This window comes from Klebsiella sp. KPN54798 (assembly GCF_021184225.1).
Classification (GTDB): Bacteria; Pseudomonadota; Gammaproteobacteria; order Enterobacterales; family Enterobacteriaceae; genus Klebsiella; species Klebsiella pneumoniae.
The window spans coordinates 287144-306401 of the sequence record NZ_CP089234.1 but is presented as its reverse complement, the minus strand read 5'-3'; the positions used below and the strand labels follow the sequence as shown (position 1 = coordinate 306401).

The window sequence follows — 19258 nt, the reverse complement described above, 5'->3', positions numbered from 1 at the left end:
TTGCATTACGCCGGCAACGCAGTATCATGCAGCCGTTTTTAATTGGGTTCCCTCACCCCAACGTTCCGCTGCCGATTGCTCATTCACCTGAAGCATGACGGGCATAAAAAGGTCACAATATGAATCCGTTTACTACCGTACAGCGCAAAAAAGCGCTCGTCTGGCTTTCGCTATTTCATTTGCTGGTCATCACCTCCAGCAACTATCTGGTTCAGCTGCCGATCTCCATCTTTGGTTTCCATACCACCTGGGGCGCGTTTAGTTTTCCGTTTATTTTCCTCGCCACCGACCTGACGGTGCGAATTTTTGGCGCCCCGCTGGCGCGACGCATCATTTTCGCGGTGATGGTCCCGGCGCTGGCCATCTCTTACGGCATCTCCGCGCTGTTCTACATGGGCGAATGGCAGGGCTTTGCCGCGCTGGGCACCTTTAATCTCTTCGTCGCGCGCATCGCCGTCGCCAGCTTTATGGCCTATGCGCTGGGGCAGATCCTCGACGTTCACGTCTTTAACCGCCTGCGGCAGAGCCGCCGCTGGTGGTTGGCCCCTACCGCCTCGACGCTGTTCGGCAACATCAGCGATACCGTGGCGTTTTTCTTTATCGCTTTCTGGCGCAGCCCGGACCCGTTTATGGCCGCCCACTGGGGGGAAATCGCCCTCGTCGACTACAGCTTTAAAGTGCTTATCAGCATCATTTTCTTCCTGCCGATGTACGGCGTGCTGTTAAATATGCTGTTGAAAAGACTGGCGGATAAATCTGATTTGTCGGCATTACAGCCGAGTTAAAGGTACTCGCGGGCTGATGTGTTAAGATAGCCGGATGAGCCATTAGTGGCCGTTTATCGAAAGGAAGATGTCAATGCGCAATTTGGTTAAATATGTCGGTATTGGCCTGCTGGTGATGGGGCTTGCCGCCTGCGATAACAGCGATTCAAAAGCGCCAACCGTTGGCGCAGCAGCGGAGAGCAATGCCAGCGGCCAGGCAATCAGCCTGCTGGATGGCAAGCTGAGCTTCACCCTGCCTGCGGGCATGGCCGACCAGAGCGGCAAACTGGGTACCCAGGCGAACAATATGCACGTCTACTCTGACGCTACCGGCCAGAAAGCGGTCATCGTCATCGTCGGCGACAGCACCAATGAAGATCTGGCGGTGCTGGCGAAACGCCTGGAAGATCAGCAGCGCAGCCGCGACCCGCAGCTGCAGGTGGTGAGCAATAAACCGCTGGAGATTAAAGGCCATACCCTGCAGCAGCTGGACAGCATCATCTCCGCCAAGGGGCAGACCGCCTGGTCTTCCGTGATCCTCGGCAAAGTGGATGACAAGCTGCTGACCCTGCAGGTCACCCTGCCGGCGGATAACCAGCAGCAGGCGCAGACCGAAGCGGAAAGCATCATCAACACCCTCACCATCCAGTAATTACTGGCCTGGTGCGCTGGCCTCCGGTTCGCTAACCGGGGGCCGTTTTTTTAGCCGCCAGCCCAACAGCAGCGCCGCCATCACCAGCCCCGCCGCGGCGAGATAAATCATCGAGATCCCGGTCCACGCCATCAGCAATCCGGCCAGCGGCCCGCTGACGCCCAACGACAAATCCATAAACACGGTATAGGTCGCCAGCGCCGACCCCTGATTGTGCTGCGGCACCGCTTTCACCGCCACCACGCCCAGCGCCGGAAAGACCAGCGAAAAGCCAGCCCCGGTAAGGAAAGTACCGATTTTCGCCATCATCGGCGTATCGGCAAAGCCGACCAGCAGCAGGCCGATCGCCTCCACGCTAAAGCAGAGCATCGCCACGTTCAGCCCGCCGAGTCGGTTAATGGCGTTGGGAAACAGCAGCCGCGCGCCAACGAATGCGCAGCTGAATAATGTCAGCGCGAAAGCCGCGCCGTCCCAACCTTTGGCGTCATAAAATAGCGTGATAAAGGTGGCGATCACCCCAAAGCCGGCGGAGGCCAACGCCAGCGCCATGCCGTAGGGCCAGACCCGGCCGAGCACCGCGCGAAACGACATCGCTTTGCCTTTGGCAGCCTTCACCGCCGCGCGGGGCAGCGCGCAGAGGATAGCCACCAGCGCTACCGCCATAATGACCCCGGCCAGACCGCTGAGGCCAATGTGCGAATAGCACAGCACGCCGAGCGGCGCGCCCATCGCCATCGCCCCATAGGTCACAATCCCGTTCCACGAGATCACCCGCCCGATATGCAGCGAACCGACCACGCCGACGCCCCACAGCGTCGAGCCTGTGCCGGCGAAGCTCTGGCCGATACCAAGGATCACCCGTCCGAGGCATAACAGCAGCAGGCTAATCAGTGGCCAGCCGCTGCCCCAGGCGGCCAGCAGATAGCTCAAACCGCTCAAAAAGCAGCCGCCGAGGCCGAAGACGACAATCTTTTTGGGCCCCAGCAGGTCGGCATAGCGCCCGGCATGCGGGCGGCTGAGCAGCGTGGCGAAATATTGCAGGCTAATCACCAGCCCGGCCCAGAAAGCGCTAAAGCCCATGACATCATGAACATAGCCGGGCAGCACCGCCAGCGGCAGGCCGATGGTGAGGTAGCTGGCAAAGTTAAAGATAACGACAGAGACAATCCGCAGATTGAGGCGCAGTCCATTTAGCGCCGGTTCGGCGACGGGTTCGGGCATCAGGTTCCACCAGATTTCGACAACCAGCTTTCACTATTACCACGCTGTCGGCGGAAAAGCAGCCCTCCTTTCGGAATATTAGCAGTCGGCGAACCGCTACACTTATCTGGCGCGACTCATAAAAGGAATACCTATGTCCCCTCCGCAGGCTGATAAAGCCGGGCTTCATATTTTACTTAAGCTGGCGGCGCTGGTGATTATCCTCGCCGGGATCCACGCCGCCGCCGATATCCTGGTGCAGCTGCTGCTGGCGCTGTTTTTCGCTATTGTTCTCAACCCGCTGGTCACCTGGTTCATTCGCCGCGGGGTGCGGCGTCCGTTCGCCATTACCCTGGTGGTGACGGCGATGCTGGTGATGCTCACCGCGCTGCTCGGCGTGCTGGCGGCGTCGCTCAATGACTTTGTCGCCATGCTGCCCGATTTCAACCGCGCCCTGACGCGCAAGATCCTCCAGCTCCAGGAGTATCTCCCCTTCCTTAATCTGCATATCAATCCGGAGCGGATGCTGCGGCGCATGGATTCAGAACGGCTGATGACCTGGGCCACGACGCTGATGACCCAGCTTTCCGGGGCGATGGCCAGCATCGTGCTGCTGGTGATGACGGTGATCTTTATGCTGTTTGAGGTTCGCCACCTGCCCTACAAACTGCGTTTTGCCCTCAATAACCCGCGCCTGCATATCGCCGGATTGCACCGGGCGCTGAAAGGCGTCACCCATTATCTGGCGCTGAAGACGCTGATTAGCCTGTGGACCGGGCTGATTGTCTGGCTGGGGCTGCTGGCGATGGGGGTACAGTTCGCCCTGATGTGGGGGGTGCTGGCGTTTTTGCTGAACTATGTGCCGAACATTGGCTCCGCCATCTCCGCTATCCCCCCCATGCTGCAGGCGCTGCTGTTCAGCGGCATCTATGAGTGCCTGTTGGTAGGGGCGCTGTTTCTGGTGGTGCATATGGTGCTGGGCAACATGGTGGAGCCGCGCATGATGGGCCACCGGCTGGGGATGTCGACCCTGGTGGTGTTCCTGTCGTTGTTGGTCTGGGGCTGGCTGCTGGGGCCGGTGGGAATGCTGCTCTCGGTGCCGTTAACCAGCGTCTGTAAAATCTGGATGGAAACCACCGTCGGAGGCAGCAAGCTGGCGATCCTGCTCGGCCCGGGCCGTCCCAAAAGCCGGCTCCCCGGCTAGCGGCGTTTCACCGGCCAGAAGATGGTCAATACGCCGGCGACGATGATCGCCACGCCCAGCAGCGATTGCCAGTAGAACGGCTCATGCCAGCCGGGCAGCCAGATGGCGGCGGCCCACACGAGGATATAGCTCAGGCTCAGTAGCGCATACGCTTTCGACAGCGGCAGGCGATGGAGGGCAAAGTACCAGCAGACCATCGACAGCAGGTAGCCCAGCAGGCCGAAAAACAGGCCGAAAGTCCCGGGCTGGAAATGCAGCAGATGCTGGAGAAATGCCACAATATCGGTCAGCGGCGGCAAGGCCACCATGGCGCTGCGCAGCAGCAACTGCGCGGCGCTGACGAGGCCGACGCTGAGTAATGCCCAGAAAAAGCCCATCAGACGCTGGTCCCCAGAATGACAATGCCCACGACGATCAACCCGACGCCAAGCCAGTGGCGACGGGCGACCGGCTCATGCCAGATGCCCCAGCCCGCGAGGGTAACCCAGACGAAATTCAGACTCAGCATCGGATAGGCGATGCTGACCGGAATAGACTGCAGGACGCTCAGCCACAGCAGCATGCCGCAGCCCAGACATAACAGCGCCATCCCCAACCAGAAGAGTATATGGCGACTCCGCCGTCCGCGACGGGACGGGCGGGTCGCCTGTTTCTGGCAGAGCTGTCCGGCGCAGCTCAGCAGGCTGGCGCACACCAGACAGATCCAGACGCTCATTGCGGCAGGTACTGAAGGAAAACGACCCGGCCCAGCTCGTAGGCGTTATCCGGTTTCGGTAACGGTAAGTCGAGCATACTCTCTCCTTTATCCATCAACAGCACCAGCGAGACCGGCCCCTGCTGACGATGCGCGGCCAGCCAGTCGGCAAAACCGGCCTGGCTGACAAAGCTTCCCTGAGCATCCGGCCAGTCGAGACCGTACTTCAGCTCACCCTGTTTGTCGAACATAATAATATCGCTTCGCTTCAGCTCCCAGGCCAGGCCGCCGGCGATCCCAACGTTGTTGGTCAGGACGTAACGGCTGGGCTGCAGGGATTCGCTGACGATATCCACGAGGAACTGCGGCTGTTTGCTGTCGATAACCCGGTCCGGGATGGCGAAGCCCACCAGCAGCGCCAGGCCGAGCGGACAGAGCGCGGCGAGGCTCCAGCGGCGGCCAGAGTCTTTCATCGCCAGCCAGCCCATCAGCGCCCAGACGGCAAAAGCGATCGCCGCCAGCAGACATTTATACAGCTCAATCTTGGTCCACACCGGCCTATGCATGAAGCCCCACGGCGAGACCACCAGCACGGCGATAAGCCCCAGCAAACCAACGCCCAGGTTGATCATCCCGTTGATGCGCAACGCTTTCGCGCCGGTCTTTGCGGCCTCCAGCGCGTAGCGGGCCATCAGGATCGACAGCGGCGCAAAGCACGGCAGGATATAGGTCGGCAGTTTGCCTTTGGCGATACTGAAGAACAGGAACGGCATCGCCACCCAACCTAACAGATACAGCGCGCCGCGGGCCTCATCGCGCTCAAGCCAGCCACGCTTTAGCGCCCCCGGCAGCAGGGCCAGCCACGGCAGACTGCCGGCGATCAGGAACGGGATGTAGTACCAGAACGGCGCTTTGTGCTGGGCGTCTTTTTCAGCAAAACGCTGAATATGCTCGACCCAGAAGAAGTAGCGCCAGAAGTCCGGCTCGCGCTGGGCGATAGCCAGCCCCCAGGGCAGCACCACCAGCGTACAGACAATCACCGCCAGCCAGCCGTAGGTCAGCACTTCACGCCAGCGTTTACGGGCGATCACCCACGGCAGAACGCCCACCACCGGCACCGCCAGCGCCAGGAAGCCTTTGGTCATCACCCCCATCCCGCAGGCGACGCCCAGCAGCACGTAGCCCAGTATTTTGCCGCTGCGGCGCTGCGCCTGCGCCGCGCCCCAGAAGCTGCACATCGCCAGCGCCAGCCACAGGGTGATCATCGGGTCCAGCACCGCATAGGTGCCAATCGCATACACCAGCATCGCGGTGAGGAAGATAATCGGCGACAGGATAGCTACCCGCTTATCACGAAAGATCCGCCACGCCAGCCAGGCCACCAGCAGGGCGGTCATGGTGATAGCGAAGACCGACCCGAAGCGTACGCCGAAGTTATTATGGCCAAACAGCCACTGACCGATACTGTTGATCCAGTAACCGGCAATCGGTTTTTCGAAGTAGCGCAGGCCGAGAAAATGCGGTACCACCCAGTCGCCGGTGGCCAGCATTTCACGGCTGATCTCCGCGTAGCGGGTTTCGTCGGGTTGCCAGAGCAAACGGAAATTGAGCGGCAGCAGATAATACAGCGCAAACAGCGCAATCAGAGAGACGCCATAGCGAATGCTTTTCATCAAATACCCGAAGTCAGTAATTGTTCACGTCCGAGCCAGCCTTCCCGGCCAGCCAGTTCACCACGAACCACTTTGCCTGAGGGCAGCTCGCTAAAGTCAGCGGGCAGCAGCTGGCTCAGTGGGCAAAACTGAATTTCTTCTTCCGCCGCCATGGTCAGTAGTTCATTGAACTGATCGGCGTAGGCAATGCCTTCCACTTCAGCGTGAATGGTATAGACCGGCACGCCCGCATCGCGATGGATGCAGTCCAGCAGGTAGCGGTTAAAGCCGGCGATATCCACCGCCGTGCCCACCGCCTCGTCCCAGGTCGGCAACGTGACCGGGATCTGCACGGTACCAGAGACGCCGCTGCCGAGCTGGGGCAGAAACGGCCGCGTGCCGCGACAGTCGCTGTTGTAGAGAAAATCGAAGGATTCTTTGGCTTTAACCACCCGCTGATCGGCGCGCCAGCCGGCGACGGCCGAGCAGGTCACCGGCCGGCCGATGATGCGCTCGAGCTCCAGCAGGCCGCGCTCAACCTCCAGCGCCAGCCTTTCCTGCGGCCAGACGCCGCTCCACGCCTGCCAGCTGTAGTGGTCCCAGGCGTGCAGGCCGACTTCATGAGATTCGGCGGCGGCGCGGATCACCGCTTCGTTCCCTGCGCCGATGCGGCGCCCCGGCCAGGCGGTGCCGGCCAGCAGAATATCCCAGCCGTACAGCGAGGCGGCTCTGGAACGCAGCATCTTCCACAGAAACTTCGGTTTTACCAGGCGCCACAGGTGGCGCCCCATATTGTCCGGCCCGACGCTGAAGAAGAAGCTTGCCTGGATCCCATGCCGGCCCAGCAGCTCCAGCAGCCGCGGAACGCCGTCCCGCGTGCCGCGAAAGGTATCGACATCTATGCGTAAGCCGACCTGTTTCATGGATTTTTATCGTCCACCAGTTCAACCGTGCGCAGGAAGAAGTCCAGCGTGTGTTCGACCGTTTCTTCCATCTCCACCTTCGGCTCCCAGTTCAGGCAGCGTTTGGCGTTGCGGATGCTCGGCTTACGATGCTCAACGTCCTGGTAGCCCTTTCCGTAGTAATCGCTGCTTTCCACTTCACGGAAGCCGGCGAACGGCGGGAAGCGATCGCGCAGCGGATGACGTTCGAAGCAGGCGAGCAGCATTTCGGCCAGCTCTTTGATGCTCGCTTCGTTATCCGGGTTGCCGATGTTAATGATCTGCCCGTCGCAGCGGCCGTCTTTGTTCTCGATGATGCGGAACAGCGCTTCGATACCGTCGCTGATGTCGGTGAAACAGCGCTTCTGCTTGCCGCCTTCGATAAGCTTGATCGGCGACCCTTCCACCAGGTTGAGGATCAGCTGGGTGATAGCGCGGGAGCTGCCGATACGCGCGGCGTTGAGGTTATCCAGCCGCGGCCCCATCCAGTTGAACGGACGGAACAGGGTGAACTTCAGGCCGTTCTTATCGCCATAGGCCCAGATCACGCGATCGAGCAGCTGCTTGGAGACCGAGTAGATCCAGCGCTGTTTGTTGATCGGCCCCACCACCAGGTTGGAGCTATCTTCGTCGAAGTTATTGTCGGTGCACATGCCGTACACTTCCGAGGTCGACGGGAAGATAATGCGCTTATTGTATTTCACGCAGTCGCGGATGATTTTCAGGTTCTCTTCGAAATCCAGCTCGAACACGCGCAGCGGGTTGCGGGTGTATTCGATAGGCGTGGCGATGGCCACCAGCGGCAGCACCACGTCGCATTTCTTAATGTGATACTCGATCCACTCGGAGTGAATGCTGATATCGCCTTCCACAAAGTGGAAACGCGGACAGTCGAGAAAACGGCTGATGGCGTCGGAGCCGATATCCAGACCGTAAATCTCATAGTTGTCGTCCTGCAGCAGGCGCTCGGTCAGGTGGTTACCGATAAAGCCGTTGACGCCGAGGATCAGCACCCGGGTGCGACGCTTAATCGCCACCACCGGTTTGCTGCTGATCACCGCCCCGGACACCAGGCCCAGCGCCTGCGCCAGCTGAGCGCCCTGCATGTACACGCCGCGTTCGGTCTGGCCGGTGACAATCTCCAGCGCCCCGTCCTGGCACGCGACGATCAGCGGCGCAATGGAGATCACGGTGCCCGGTTTAGCTGCTGGCAAATCGTGGCGAACGCGGGATTTCCAGACGATAAACTTGTTCGCTCCGGCGTAGCCGAAGGCGCCCGGCCACGGATCCGAGACCGCACGCACCAGATTGTGCAGGGTCTGCGCCGGCAGCTCCCAGTCCAGCCGGCCATCTTCCGGGGTACGACGCCCCACATAGGTTGCCTGGCTGTGATCCTGCGGACGCTCATCGGTGGTGCCGGCGAGGATCGCCGGCAGCGCCCGGCTCAGCAGCTCAGTGGCGGCGGCGCACAGCTTACGATGCAGCGTCAGGGCGGCGTCATCCGCGCCAATCGCCACGGCCTGCTGGGCGACGATATCGCCAGCGTCTGCGCGGTTCACCATCCGGTGCAGGGTGACGCCGGTTTCGCTTTCGCCATTGACCAGCACCCAGTTCAGCGGCGCGCGGCCGCGATATTTTGGCAGCAGCGAACCGTGCAGGTTGAACGCCCCTTTCGGCGCCAGATTGAGGATCTCATCGCCCAGCAGGTTGCGATAGTAGAAGGAGAACAGCACGTCCGGCTTCATCTCGCGGATACGCTCAATCCACAGCGGATGGTTCACGTCTTCCGGCGCCCACACCGGAATACCCTGCTCGGCGGCAAGGCGCGCCACGGAGCCAAAGAAATGGTTTTCGCCAGGGTTATCCGGGTGGGTGAAAATAGCAGCGATATCATACCCGGCGTCCAGCAGGGACTGGATACCGGTGCAGCCCATATCGTGATAAGCGAAGACTACGGCTTTCATGAACGATCTTCCTCTTTAGATGCCGTTTCCGGCTGGCGAACAACACGTTGAATAAAGTAGCGGGGGCGGGCGCGCACGTCGTTATAGATGCGGCCGATATACTCCCCGAGCAGGCCCATACCGACAAACTGGGCGCCGATGAACATGAACAGCACGGCGAAGAGCATAAACACCCCTTCCGCCGCCCACTGCGGGCCAAAGGCCAGACGCAGCACCACCAGCAGCAGGCCGAAGGCGAAGCCCAGCAGGGCAATCACGCTGCCGAAAATGCTGAGCAGACGCAGCGGCGTGGTGGTCAGACAGGTCACCAGGTCGTACATCAGGTTGATCAGGCGCATGAAGCTGTATTTGGAGTCGCCGAATTCGCGCTCGGCGTGCATCACCGGGATCTCCACCGCGCGCCGGGCGAAGGTATTCGCCAGGATCGGGATAAAGGTGCTGCGCTCATGGCAGTTGAGCATGGCGTCGATGATATGGCGGCGGTAAGCGCGCAGCATGCAGCCGTAGTCGCCCATCGCTTTGCCGGTGGTGCGCTGGATCAGGCGGTTGATCATCTTCGACGCGGTTTTACGGAAGATGCTGTCCTGACGGTTCTGGCGGACAGTGCCCACCACGTCGTAACCTTCATCAGCCTTCGCCACCAGCCGCGGGATCTCCTCCGGCGGGTTTTGCAGGTCGGCGTCGAGGGTAATAATCAGATCGCCGGTTACATGGCTGAAGCCGGCCATGATCGCCGAGTGCTGGCCGTAGTTACGGTTTAACAGCACGGCGACGACGTGGCTGCCTTCCGCCTCGGCGGCTTCGGTGAGCATGCGCGCGGAATCGTCGCTGCTGCCATCGTCGATCAACAGAATTTCATATTGCCGCCCCAGGGTGGCGCAGGCGGCATCCGAACGACGAAGCAGTTCCGGCAGGCTATCCTGTTCGTTATAAACCGGGATAACCACCGAGACCTTCTTCACGGGAGGGTAAGTAAGCATATCAACGTCCTGACAACTGGCGCAGTGCGGAGATAACGCGAGTGACATCGTCATCGGTCATATCCGGGAACAACGGGAGAGAGCAGATGCGGGCGCTGTTCCATTCGGTATTCGGCAGGGAAACCTCAGGGAAGCGCTCGCGGTAATATTTTTGCGTATGGGCCGCACGGAAGTGCAGGCCGGTGCCGATGCCCATCGCCTTCAGCTTTTCCATCAGCGCGTCGCGGCTGATGCCGCACGCGGCCTCATCGACGCGGATGATAAACAGATGCCAGGCGTGCTGGTGATCCCATGTCGGGACGCTCAGCGGTTTAAACGGCGTGTCCGCCAGCTCGCGCAGGTAGCGCTGGGCAATCTCGGTCCGGCGCTGATTGGCGTGGCTCAGTTTTTCCAGCTGGACCAGCGCCAGAGCGGCGTTAATATCGGCAAGGTTGTACTTGAAGCCCGGGGTGATCACCTCCGCCTGCGGCGCGCGGCCGTGGGTCTGGCGATCATAAGCGTCCACGCCCAGACCATGGAATTTCAGGCTACGGATGCGGGAGGCCAGCTCGTCGTCGTCGGTGACAATCAGCCCGCCTTCGGCGCAGGTCATGTTTTTGATCGCGTGGAACGAGAAAATGGCGGTCCCCTGCCAGCCCACGTGGCGGCCTTTATAATGGGTACCGGCCGCATGGGCGGCGTCTTCGATCACCGAAATGCCATGGCGCTCGCCCACCGCGCGAATGGCGTCAATGTCGGCTGGCGCCCCGGCGTAATGCACGGGAATTATCGCTTTGGTACGCGAGGTGATCGCCGCTTCCACCGCTGCAGGGGTAATCATCAGATTGTCGTTATCGACATCGATCATCACCGGCGTGGCGCCCAGCAGGCAGATCATATTGAGAGTGGAGACCCAGGTCTGGGACGGCGTAATGACTTCATCGCCGGGGCCAATACCCAGCGCCATCAGGGTCACATGCATCCCGCCGGTCGCTGAACTGACGGCAATCGCATGACGGTTGCCGGTCAGCTGGCAGAATGCCGCTTCAAGTGCCTGATTCTTCGGCCCGGTGGTGATCCAGCCCGACGCTAAAACTTCACGCAGCGCAGCCAGCTCTGCGTCGCCCATCGACGGGCGCGAAAAAGGCAAAAAATCGCTCATCATCATCCTGTTCTGTAGATGACCCACGCACGAATCTGGGTCGTTAGAATAAAATATCCTGCGCCTGCGGACTTAAACGAAATTAAAATGAAGTGAGTTCAGCACGGCATTCCATTTCAGGGTATCTCGACCACTATTAATGTAGTCGACCTTGCTTAGGATAATATTAAGAAATTAATATTTCTTCGGAATAAGAAATAAATTCTTAATAAACAGTATGATAGGAGTTTTTTATGGCAGAAATTTGACGGAGGAGCGTTCCTGTCACGAAAAAGAGAACAGGAACGCAATAGTTGAAATTAAACGAGAACTAAACCAGTTCACAATTTATTATTCTGTCATTGTCACGCTTAATGACAAAAAGTTAGCGCAGATCACAAAGTTATTTCTGCTGAATTACAAATTTGCAGGAAAATCCGCAGGCAATTCGCTCGCCGGGCAATTAATGACCTCGTCATTATCCGCGCCACAGTCGCGAATGAAGGTGATAGTGGCGAACTCGTCAATCACTTCCGTCGGGTAGGCCGGGCCGGCATCGCGATACGAATTCATCAGCGGAATATGGTCGTTCTGGAAGCAGATAGTTTTTTCCGGGTTATTCATGATCCAGCGCGGGAAGAAAATAGTGCCGTGGAATAGTTTGTCGCCCAGGTTGACGATCAGGCTGACGTCGGTGCCGGTCGGTTCGGTCCAGGAGATTTTGTAGATACTTTCCCCCACCCGCACAATGTACGCTTCCTGATCTTTCACCCAGCGATTGCCGACGATGCCGCTGTGAATACGGTAGTCGAGGGTGTGGCCATTTTTGACGTAAATCTCGTAGTTCCAGCCGTTGTCGTAGGTATAGACCAGATGTTTACCGATAAAGCCGCTGAGGTCATGTTTGTCGAAAGTGCTCATCATTTATTCTCCTCTGTTTTGTTGAGGACAGCATACGTCTTTAAAAAATGAATGAATAACGCTATGTTTGGATTAAATACATTCAAATTTTAGATTGATTATGCACAAGACAACCCTGGAGCAGTGGGCGTTACTCGAAAAGGTAGTGGAATTGGGGAGCTTTGCCAGAGCGGCGGAGGAGACCAATCGCAGTCAGTCATCGGTAAGCTATAACCTCGCGCTGCTGCAGGAGCGCTTAGGCGTGGCGCTGCTGGCGCCGTCCGGCCGGCGGGCGGTGCTGACGCCGGCTGGCGAACTACTGCTGAATCAGGTCAAGCCGCTGCTGCAGGCCTTCGCCTACGTCGAGACGCACGCCGCCACTCTGCGCAACGGGGCGCGGACCCGCCTGGATCTGGTGGTCGACAGTATTTTCCCGCGCCAGCGGCTGTTCGCGATTTTACGCCAGTTTCAGCAGCGCTATCCGCAGACCCAGGTCAGGCTCACCGAAGTGCTGGAAAACCTGGATGACGAGAGCGCGGCGCGGACGGAAGCCGATGTGATGGTGCTGACCCGCCGCCAGGATATTACCGGCCGCGGGGAGTGGCTGATGAATATTGATTTCATCGCCGTCGCCCACCGCGACCACCCTCTCGCCGCGCTGGACGGACCGCTGGAGGATAGCGCGCTGGCGCCGTGGCCGCTGGTGCGCATTGCCGATCAGGGCGGCGATAGCCAGGCGCCGCGAGACGCCTGGACCTTCTCCACCATTGATGCCGCCATTGATGCGGTGATGTATCAGGTCGGCTTCGGCTGGCTGCCGGAGGAGCGCATTCGCCCCCATCTCGACCAGGGCGTGCTGAAGCGGTTGCCCCTCAGCCATGGCGCGCGCCGCGCGACGCCGCTGCATCTGATCGTCAAGCGGGACCTGGCGCCGATCGACGAACAGGTGGCCACGCTGCTGGCGTTGTTCCGGACGCCCTGAGGGGTAAGGCGGCGCTGGTCGCCTGGGCGTAATGATACGATTTTCTTATACTTTCCGGCGCAATATTGATCCAGGTTACTCCCAAAGTATGATGAATCACTAAAATCGTCATACTTTCCTGTCGTTGAGATTGCCGTCTTGTCTATTATCCGCCTCACCCTGCTGGCGCTGGTCGCCTGCGTCCCTCTGCTGGCTCAGGCCGCGCCGTACCAGCTCACCACCGCCTGGCCGGTTAACGTCGGCCCGCTGAATCCCCATCTCTATACGCCCAACCAGATGTTTGCCCAAAGCATGGTCTATGAACCGCTGGTGAAGTATCAGGCTGACGGCAGCGTACAGCCCTGGCTGGCAACCCGCTGGCGTCACTCCGCCGACGGCAAAACCTGGTGGTTCACCCTGCGCGACGATGTGGCCTTCTCCAACGGCGAACCGTTTAACGCCCAGGCCGCGGCGGCCAATTTTCAGGCGGTGCTGGCCAACCGCCAACGCCACGCCTGGCTTGAGCTCGCCAACCAAATAACCGACGTGCGGGCCCTCAGCGCCACCGAGCTGCAGATCACTCTGAAAAGCGCCTACGCCCCCTTACTGCAAGAGCTGGCCCTGCCCCGCCCGTTCCGCTTCATCGCCCCCTCGCAGTTTATCGATGGCGGCACCGCCAGGGGCATTAAAGCCCCGATCGGCACCGGCCCGTGGCGGCTGGCAAGCTCGCAGCTCAATCAGCGCGATGTGCTGGTGCGCAATGAGCGCTACTGGGGTCGCAAACCCGCGCTACAGCAAATCACCATCAAGGTGATCCCTGACGCCACCAGCCGGGCGGTGGCGTTCGAAACCGGGGAAATCGATATGCTCTACGGCGATGAAGGGCTGCTGCCGCTGGACACCTTCGAACGCTTTCGCCATCACCCCGGCTACGTGGCTCGTCTGTCCGCCCCGGCGGAGACGGTAATGCTGGCGCTAAACGCCAGCCAGGGCCCGACCCGCGAGCTGACGGTTCGCGAAGCGCTCAACTACGCCGTCGATAAACAGACCCTTGTCGATAGCGTGTTGTATGGCACCCAGCAGGTTGCCGACACCCTGTTTGCCCCCTCCGTCCCTTACGCCCCGCAGGATCTGACGCCGCGCCGTTACGACCCGACAAAAGCCCGCGCCCTGCTGGAACAGGCCGGCTGGCAGCAGCTGGAAGGCCAGCCCTGGCGACAAAAAGCCGGGCAACCGCTGGCGATTGAGCTGGCGTTTATTGGCACCGACGCGCTGGCTAAATTGATGGCCGAAATTATTCAGGCCAATCTGCGGCAGGTCGGCGTGCAGGTCACCCTGGTGGGCGAGGAGGAAAGCAGCATTTACGCGCGCCAGCGCGAAGGCCGCTTCGGCATGATCTTCAATCGCACCTGGGGCGCGCCCTACGATCCGCATGCCTTTTTAAGCTCGATGCGCGTCCCGTCGCATGCGGATTACCAGGCCCAGCGCGGCCTGCCAGACAAGGCACTGATTGATAAAGAGATTAGTGAAGTGCTGACCACCGGGGACGAGGCGCAGCGGAGAAAACTGTACCATGATGTGCTGACCCGTCTGCATCAGGACGCGGTGTATCTGCCCATCAGCTATGTCTCGCTGATGTCGGTCGCGCGCCAGGAGGTCGGGGAGATCCCGTTCGCCCCGGTGACCAGCGAGATCCCTTTCGACCAGATTACCCCGGTAACGCCATAATGCTACGCTATATTTTACGCCGCCTGCTGCTGCTGATCCCGCTGCTGCTCGCCGCCTCCGCCATCATCTTTCTGCTGCTGCGGCTCGGCGCCGGCGACCCGGCGCTGGATTATTTACGCCTGTCGAACCTGCCGCCCACTGAAGAGATGGTTGCCTCGACCCGCGAGCTGCTGGGGCTCAACCAGCCGCTGGCAATGCAGTATCTGCACTGGCTATGGCGGGCGCTGCACCTGGATTTCGGTCTCTCCTATGCCACCCAGCGCCCGGTGCTGGACGACCTGCTGCACTTCCTGCCGGCCACCCTGCTGCTCACCGGCGCGGCGCTGGCGCTGATCCTCGTCACCTCCCTGCCGTTGGGCATCTGGGCGGCGCGCCATCGCGATCGCCTGCCGGACTATATCGTACGGCTGATTGCCTTCCTCGGCGTCTCAATGCCCAACTTCTGGCTGGCCTTTATGCTGGTGATGCTCTTTTCCGTGCATCTGCAGTGGCTCCCGGCGATGGGGTATGGCGACTGGCAGCACCTGATATTGCCCGCCGTCTCCATCGCCTTTATGTCGCTGGCGATCAACGCCCGCCTGCTGCGCGCCAGCATGCTGGACGCCGCCAGCCAGCGTCACGTGATATGGGCGCGGCTACGCGGATTGAGCGCGCGCCAGGTGGAGCGCCGACATATCCTGCGCAATGCCACCCTGCCGGTGGTGACCGCCATGGGCATGCACATTGGCGAGCTGATCGGCGGCACCATGATTATCGAAAATATCTTTGCCTGGCCCGGGGTCGGCCGCTACGCGGTTTCCGCCATTTTCAATCGCGATTACCCGGTGATCCAGTGCTTTACCCTGATGATGGTGACGGTGTTCGTGCTGGCTAATCTGGCGGTGGATGTGCTTAACGCGGCGCTCGACCCGCGCCTGCGCCGCCACGAGGAGGTGAGCGCATGAGAGGGCAACAAAGCTTTCGCTGGCCGGTAAAACTGGCCATGCTGGTTATCGCGCTGCTGGCGGTCATCGCCATCGGCAGCGGCTGGTGGCTGCCCTGGGATCCAGCGGCGATTGACCTTCAGCAGCGGCTGCTGCCGCCGGGCGCAGCGCACTGGCTCGGCACCGATCATCTCGGCCGGGATATTTTCTCACGCCTGCTGGCCGCCACCCGCGTTTCGCTGGGGGCGGTGATGGCTTGTCTGCTGCTGGTGCTGCTGATCGGCCTGGCGGTCGGCGGCTGCGCCGGACTGCTGGGCGGCCGCGCCGACCGCGGCCTGATGCGCATCGCCGAACTGTTTATGACCTTTCCGACCTCGATCCTGTCGTTCTTTATGGTGGGAGTGCTGGGTACCGGGCTGACCAATGTGATCCTCGCCATTGCGCTGTCACACTGGGCCTGGTACGCCAGAATGGTGCGTAACCTGGTGGTTTCCCTGCGCCAGCGCGAATTTATCCTCGCCGCCCGTCTGAGCGGCGCCAGCCAGTGGCGGCTGTTCAGCGACCATCTGGCCGGCGCGGTGATCCCCTCGCTGCTGGTGCTCGCCTCGCTGGATATCGGCCATATGATGCTTCACGTAGCCGGCATGTCGTTCCTCGGTCTCGGTGTCAGCGCACCGACGGCGGAATGGGGGGTGATGATCAACGACGCCCGGCAGTATATCTGGACCCAACCGCTGCAAATGGTCTGGCCGGGGCTGGCGCTGTTCATCAGCGTGATGGCTTTTAACCTGCTGGGCGACGCGCTGCGCGATCGTCTCGATCCCCACCTGATCGCGGAGCATAGCCACTGATGCCGCAGAAGATCCAACTGGAACAGATCTCGCTTGCCGCTGACCGACCGCTGGTCAGCGACGTCTCCTTCACCCTGCGCCGCGGCCAGGTGCTGGCGCTGCTCGGCAGCAGTGGTTGCGGAAAATCGCTGACCTGCGCCGCCGCGCTGGGCCTGCTGCCGCCCGGCGTCAGGCAAACCGCCGGCCGGGTGCTTCTCGACGGCATTCCGGTGCACGGCGAACAGCTGCGCGGGGCGACCATCGCCACCATCATGCAGAACCCGCGCAGCGCCTTTAACCCGCTGCATACCATGGCCGCGCACGCCCGGGAAACCTGCCGGGCAGCGGGTCGTGAAGCGAATGACGCCGTGCTGCTGGCAGCGATGGAGGAGGTCGGTCTGGACAATCCGCGGGCGCTGCTGAAGCGCTACCCTTTTGAAATGAGCGGGGGCATGCTGCAACGGATGATGGTCGCTCTCGCCCTGCTCAGCCGCGCGCCCTTTATCATCGCCGACGAGCCGACGACCGATCTCGATACCATCGCCCAGGCGCGCATCCTCGACCTGCTGGCGGATATTGTCGCCAGGCGCGGTCTGGGACTGCTGCTGGTGACGCATGACATGGGCGTCGTGGCGCGGCTGGCGCATCACGTAACGGTGATGGAGAACGGTCGCCTCGTTGAACACTGCGATGTGAATACGCTATTTAGCGCCCCGCGGCACCCGCTCAGCCAGCGCCTGCTGGCCGCGCATCTGGCGTTATACGGTCTGGAGAAAACACCATGAATTTACTCAGCGCTACCGGGGTGAGTCACGATTATCCTCACCACGGCAGGGTCCTGCATGCGATCCATCTCGCCATCGCCCCTGGCGAAACGGTGGCCCTGCTCGGACGCAGCGGCTGTGGGAAAAGCACCCTGGCGCGGATGCTGGTGGGTCTGGAAACGCCGCAGCACGGCGATATTGCCTGGCGCGGCACGCCGCTGGCCGCCCTGAAGGGCGAGGCCATCGGCGCCTTCCGCCGTGATATTCAGCTGGTATTTCAGGATGCCTTCAGCGCGGTGAATCCGCGCAAAACGGTGCGCGAGATCGTCAGCGAGCCGCTGCGCCATCTGTTACGCTTGTCGCGTGAGGCGCGTGCGCGGCGGGTGGAAGAGATGCTGCTGGCCGTCGACCTCGCGCCGTCGCTGCTCGATAAGCGCCCGGCGCAGCTCAGCGGCGGACAGCTGCAGCGCGTCTGCCTGGCACGCGCCCTGGCGGTACGGCCGCAGCTGTTGATCCTTGATGAAGCGGTTTCAAATCTCGATCTGCTGCTGCAGGCGGAGATTATCGCCCTGCTGAAGCGTCTGCAGGCGCAGTTTGACACCGCCTGCCTGTTCATCACCCATGACCTGCGGCTGGTGGAGCGCTTTTGCCAGCGAGTGCTGGTGATGGAGCACGGGCGCATCGTCGAAACCGCAACGGTTAGTCTACCGCTACGCCTGCGTTCCCCTGCCGGACAGGCGCTCCAGCAGGCGGTGCTCCCCCCTTTTCCTGCCACTCTGCTTAACGAGGCCATGCCATGCAGCGCGTAACCCTGACCCTTGATGATGACCTGCTGGCCGCCCTCGATGCGCTCAGCGCCCGCCGCGGCTACCACAACCGTTCGGAGGCGGTACGCGATATTCTGCGCGACGCCCTCAACCAGGATCCTCCGTCGCCGGAATCACGGCGCGGGTATGCCGTTCTGTCGTACGTGTATGAACATGAGAAACGCGAACTGGCGAGCCGGCTGGTGGCCACCCAGCATCATCATCACGATCTCTCCGTCGCCACGCTGCATGTACATATCAGTCATGACGACTGCCTGGAGATTGCGGTGCTGAAAGGTGATATGGCCGAGGTACAGCATTTTGCCGACGACGTGATTGCCCAGCGCGGCGTGCGCCATGGGCATTTGCAGTGTTTAGCGGATGAAAATTAAAACGATAACGATCTGCTGCAGGCTGTTTTAAGCCTGTTTGAGACGTTCATTGAGCGTCTCAAGGATCCAGGTATTTACGGAAACCTGCTCCTCCGCAGCGGCGGAGCTAAGACGCTCACCAAATGACTCAGGATAGCGCAGCGTGAAGGTTTTCATCTTTTCCGGGTGAGCATAAGGCTCAATCCCCGCTTCATGACAATCTGCGAGATACTCCTGTAATGATATCTCGCCCTCCTGTTGTAACCCTTGAATACTATCGGAAACAAAATCGCAATATCCTGATAATCCCAGGAACTTACCGCGGAATGCATTGAGCTCAGGCACGTAATTGATAACGGCAGGCTGGCCGGCAATCTCCATTGAGTTTGGCGTTTTAGGTTTGATCATGGTTTTATCCCTCCTTGCCGCATGATTCACTTACTGAAATCATTTTTCTGATAGCACAATGTGAAGTCAACTTCTTACCAGGCAAACTTTGTTTATCAACAGTTGATAAACCATATAAATTATACGCTTTGTGAATTATCCCGCTTCGCCAATAATGGCGCCTCATTTAACGATCTCGTTATGGCGAGGCTCCTGCATAAATACAAGTTACCGCCCTGTTGGTATCGAGAGAGACCACTCAGGGAAATACAGGCTTCCATCGAATCAAGGTGTTGCCAAGGTAACTTCTGGCGGTCATGACCGTTCAGATACGTTATGCAGTGCTAAAACCAGGACGTAGGGATCTGCCTGCGCTAACCCTGTCTTGTTCGCCCCTATGAGTGATTTTTTATAGGG

General features: G+C 60.3%; 20 protein-coding genes and 1 riboswitch. Of the genes, 10 read left to right on the top strand and 10 right to left on the bottom strand.

The window, feature by feature from the left end; translation table 11 throughout:
- Positions 1-119 precede the first annotated feature (119 nt).
- Together LPQ25_RS01420 and LPQ25_RS01415 are read left to right on the top strand one after the other, a co-directional pair.
- Complete coding sequence (locus tag LPQ25_RS01420; RefSeq protein ID WP_002920860.1) at positions 120-785, top strand: 7-cyano-7-deazaguanine/7-aminomethyl-7-deazaguanine transporter; 666 nt, start codon at positions 120-122, stop codon at positions 783-785.
- 73 nt (positions 786-858) lie between these two features.
- Positions 859-1416, top strand: coding sequence for a DcrB family lipoprotein (locus LPQ25_RS01415; RefSeq protein WP_002920861.1), 558 nt, complete (start codon positions 859-861; stop codon positions 1414-1416).
- On the opposite strand, the gene LPQ25_RS01410 is transcribed toward LPQ25_RS01415, so the two are convergent.
- A complete protein-coding gene (locus LPQ25_RS01410; RefSeq protein WP_004173981.1) occupies positions 1417-2637 on the bottom strand; it encodes an MFS transporter in 1221 nt (406 codons plus the stop codon).
- A 133-nt stretch (positions 2638-2770) separates the two neighbouring features.
- On the opposite strand from LPQ25_RS01410, the gene LPQ25_RS01405 reads away from it, so the two are divergent.
- The gene (locus LPQ25_RS01405; RefSeq protein ID WP_004145147.1) at positions 2771-3820 is read left to right on the top strand and encodes an AI-2E family transporter; all 1050 of its coding nucleotides are present in this window, start codon (positions 2771-2773) and stop codon (positions 3818-3820) included.
- Here LPQ25_RS01405 and arnF read toward each other — a convergent pair.
- From arnF to LPQ25_RS01365, 8 genes are all read right to left on the bottom strand, one after another.
- On the bottom strand, positions 3817-4197 hold the full coding sequence (arnF, locus tag LPQ25_RS01400; RefSeq protein ID WP_002920863.1) for a 4-amino-4-deoxy-L-arabinose-phosphoundecaprenol flippase subunit ArnF: 381 nt from the start codon (positions 4195-4197) through the stop codon (positions 3817-3819). The genes LPQ25_RS01405 and arnF overlap by 4 nt on opposite strands.
- Positions 4197-4535, bottom strand: a complete 339-nt coding sequence (gene arnE, locus LPQ25_RS01395; protein ID WP_002920864.1) for a 4-amino-4-deoxy-L-arabinose-phosphoundecaprenol flippase subunit ArnE — start codon at positions 4533-4535, stop codon at positions 4197-4199. The genes arnF and arnE overlap by 1 nt, the downstream gene beginning before the upstream one ends.
- Positions 4532-6187, bottom strand: a complete 1656-nt coding sequence (gene arnT / locus LPQ25_RS01390; protein ID WP_014906823.1) for a lipid IV(A) 4-amino-4-deoxy-L-arabinosyltransferase — start codon at positions 6185-6187, stop codon at positions 4532-4534. Before arnT ends, arnE begins: the two co-directional genes overlap by 4 nt.
- Complete coding sequence (gene arnD, locus LPQ25_RS01385) at positions 6187-7089, bottom strand: 4-deoxy-4-formamido-L-arabinose-phosphoundecaprenol deformylase (RefSeq protein ID WP_009308746.1); 903 nt, start codon at positions 7087-7089, stop codon at positions 6187-6189. Before arnD ends, arnT begins: the two co-directional genes overlap by 1 nt.
- Complete coding sequence (gene arnA / locus LPQ25_RS01380) at positions 7086-9071, bottom strand: bifunctional UDP-4-amino-4-deoxy-L-arabinose formyltransferase/UDP-glucuronic acid oxidase ArnA (protein ID WP_014906822.1); 1986 nt, start codon at positions 9069-9071, stop codon at positions 7086-7088. The genes arnD and arnA overlap by 4 nt, the downstream gene beginning before the upstream one ends.
- A complete protein-coding gene (gene arnC, locus LPQ25_RS01375; RefSeq protein ID WP_014906821.1) occupies positions 9068-10051 on the bottom strand; it encodes an undecaprenyl-phosphate 4-deoxy-4-formamido-L-arabinose transferase in 984 nt (327 codons plus the stop codon). Before arnC ends, arnA begins: the two co-directional genes overlap by 4 nt.
- Position 10052: 1 nt before the next feature.
- Positions 10053-11192, bottom strand: coding sequence for a UDP-4-amino-4-deoxy-L-arabinose aminotransferase (arnB, locus tag LPQ25_RS01370; protein WP_002921037.1), 1140 nt, complete (start codon positions 11190-11192; stop codon positions 10053-10055).
- A 396-nt stretch (positions 11193-11588) separates the two neighbouring features.
- Entirely contained in the window at positions 11589-12095 is a 507-nt protein-coding gene (locus tag LPQ25_RS01365; RefSeq protein WP_004181483.1) for a phenolic acid decarboxylase, read from the bottom strand.
- Between the two features lie 97 nt (positions 12096-12192).
- Here LPQ25_RS01365 and LPQ25_RS01360 point away from each other — a divergent pair, with 97 nt between their 5' ends.
- The 7 genes from LPQ25_RS01360 (at position 12193) to nikR (ending at position 18475) form a co-directional block, all read left to right on the top strand.
- The gene (locus tag LPQ25_RS01360; protein ID WP_004151421.1) at positions 12193-13053 is read left to right on the top strand and encodes a LysR family transcriptional regulator; all 861 of its coding nucleotides are present in this window, start codon (positions 12193-12195) and stop codon (positions 13051-13053) included.
- A 138-nt stretch (positions 13054-13191) separates the two neighbouring features.
- Positions 13192-14760: a nickel ABC transporter substrate-binding protein gene (gene nikA / locus LPQ25_RS01355; protein ID WP_115272579.1), complete on the top strand. Its 1569-nt coding sequence runs from the start codon at positions 13192-13194 to the stop codon at positions 14758-14760.
- Complete coding sequence (gene nikB / locus LPQ25_RS01350; RefSeq protein ID WP_014906819.1) at positions 14760-15704, top strand: nickel ABC transporter permease subunit NikB; 945 nt, start codon at positions 14760-14762, stop codon at positions 15702-15704. Before nikA ends, nikB begins: the two co-directional genes overlap by 1 nt.
- Complete coding sequence (gene nikC, locus LPQ25_RS01345) at positions 15701-16534, top strand: nickel ABC transporter permease subunit NikC (protein WP_014906818.1); 834 nt, start codon at positions 15701-15703, stop codon at positions 16532-16534. Before nikB ends, nikC begins: the two co-directional genes overlap by 4 nt.
- Complete coding sequence (locus LPQ25_RS01340; RefSeq protein WP_014906817.1) at positions 16534-17298, top strand: nickel import ATP-binding protein NikD; 765 nt, start codon at positions 16534-16536, stop codon at positions 17296-17298. The genes nikC and LPQ25_RS01340 overlap by 1 nt, the downstream gene beginning before the upstream one ends.
- Positions 17295-18086 (top strand): nickel import ATP-binding protein NikE, encoded by a 792-nt coding sequence (gene nikE, locus LPQ25_RS01335; protein ID WP_014906816.1) that lies wholly within the window; start codon positions 17295-17297, stop codon positions 18084-18086. The genes LPQ25_RS01340 and nikE overlap by 4 nt, the downstream gene beginning before the upstream one ends.
- A complete protein-coding gene (nikR, locus tag LPQ25_RS01330; RefSeq protein WP_004181488.1) occupies positions 18074-18475 on the top strand; it encodes a nickel-responsive transcriptional regulator NikR in 402 nt (133 codons plus the stop codon). The genes nikE and nikR overlap by 13 nt, the downstream gene beginning before the upstream one ends.
- A 27-nt stretch (positions 18476-18502) precedes the next feature.
- Here nikR and LPQ25_RS01325 read toward each other — a convergent pair whose 3' ends face one another.
- Positions 18503-18862, bottom strand: a complete 360-nt coding sequence (locus LPQ25_RS01325; protein WP_004181489.1) for a type II toxin-antitoxin system HicB family antitoxin — start codon at positions 18860-18862, stop codon at positions 18503-18505.
- Positions 18863-19029: 167 nt separating this feature from the next.
- Positions 19030-19211: riboswitch (M-box (ykoK) riboswitch) on the top strand.
- The last annotated feature ends 47 nt before the right edge of the window (positions 19212-19258 follow it).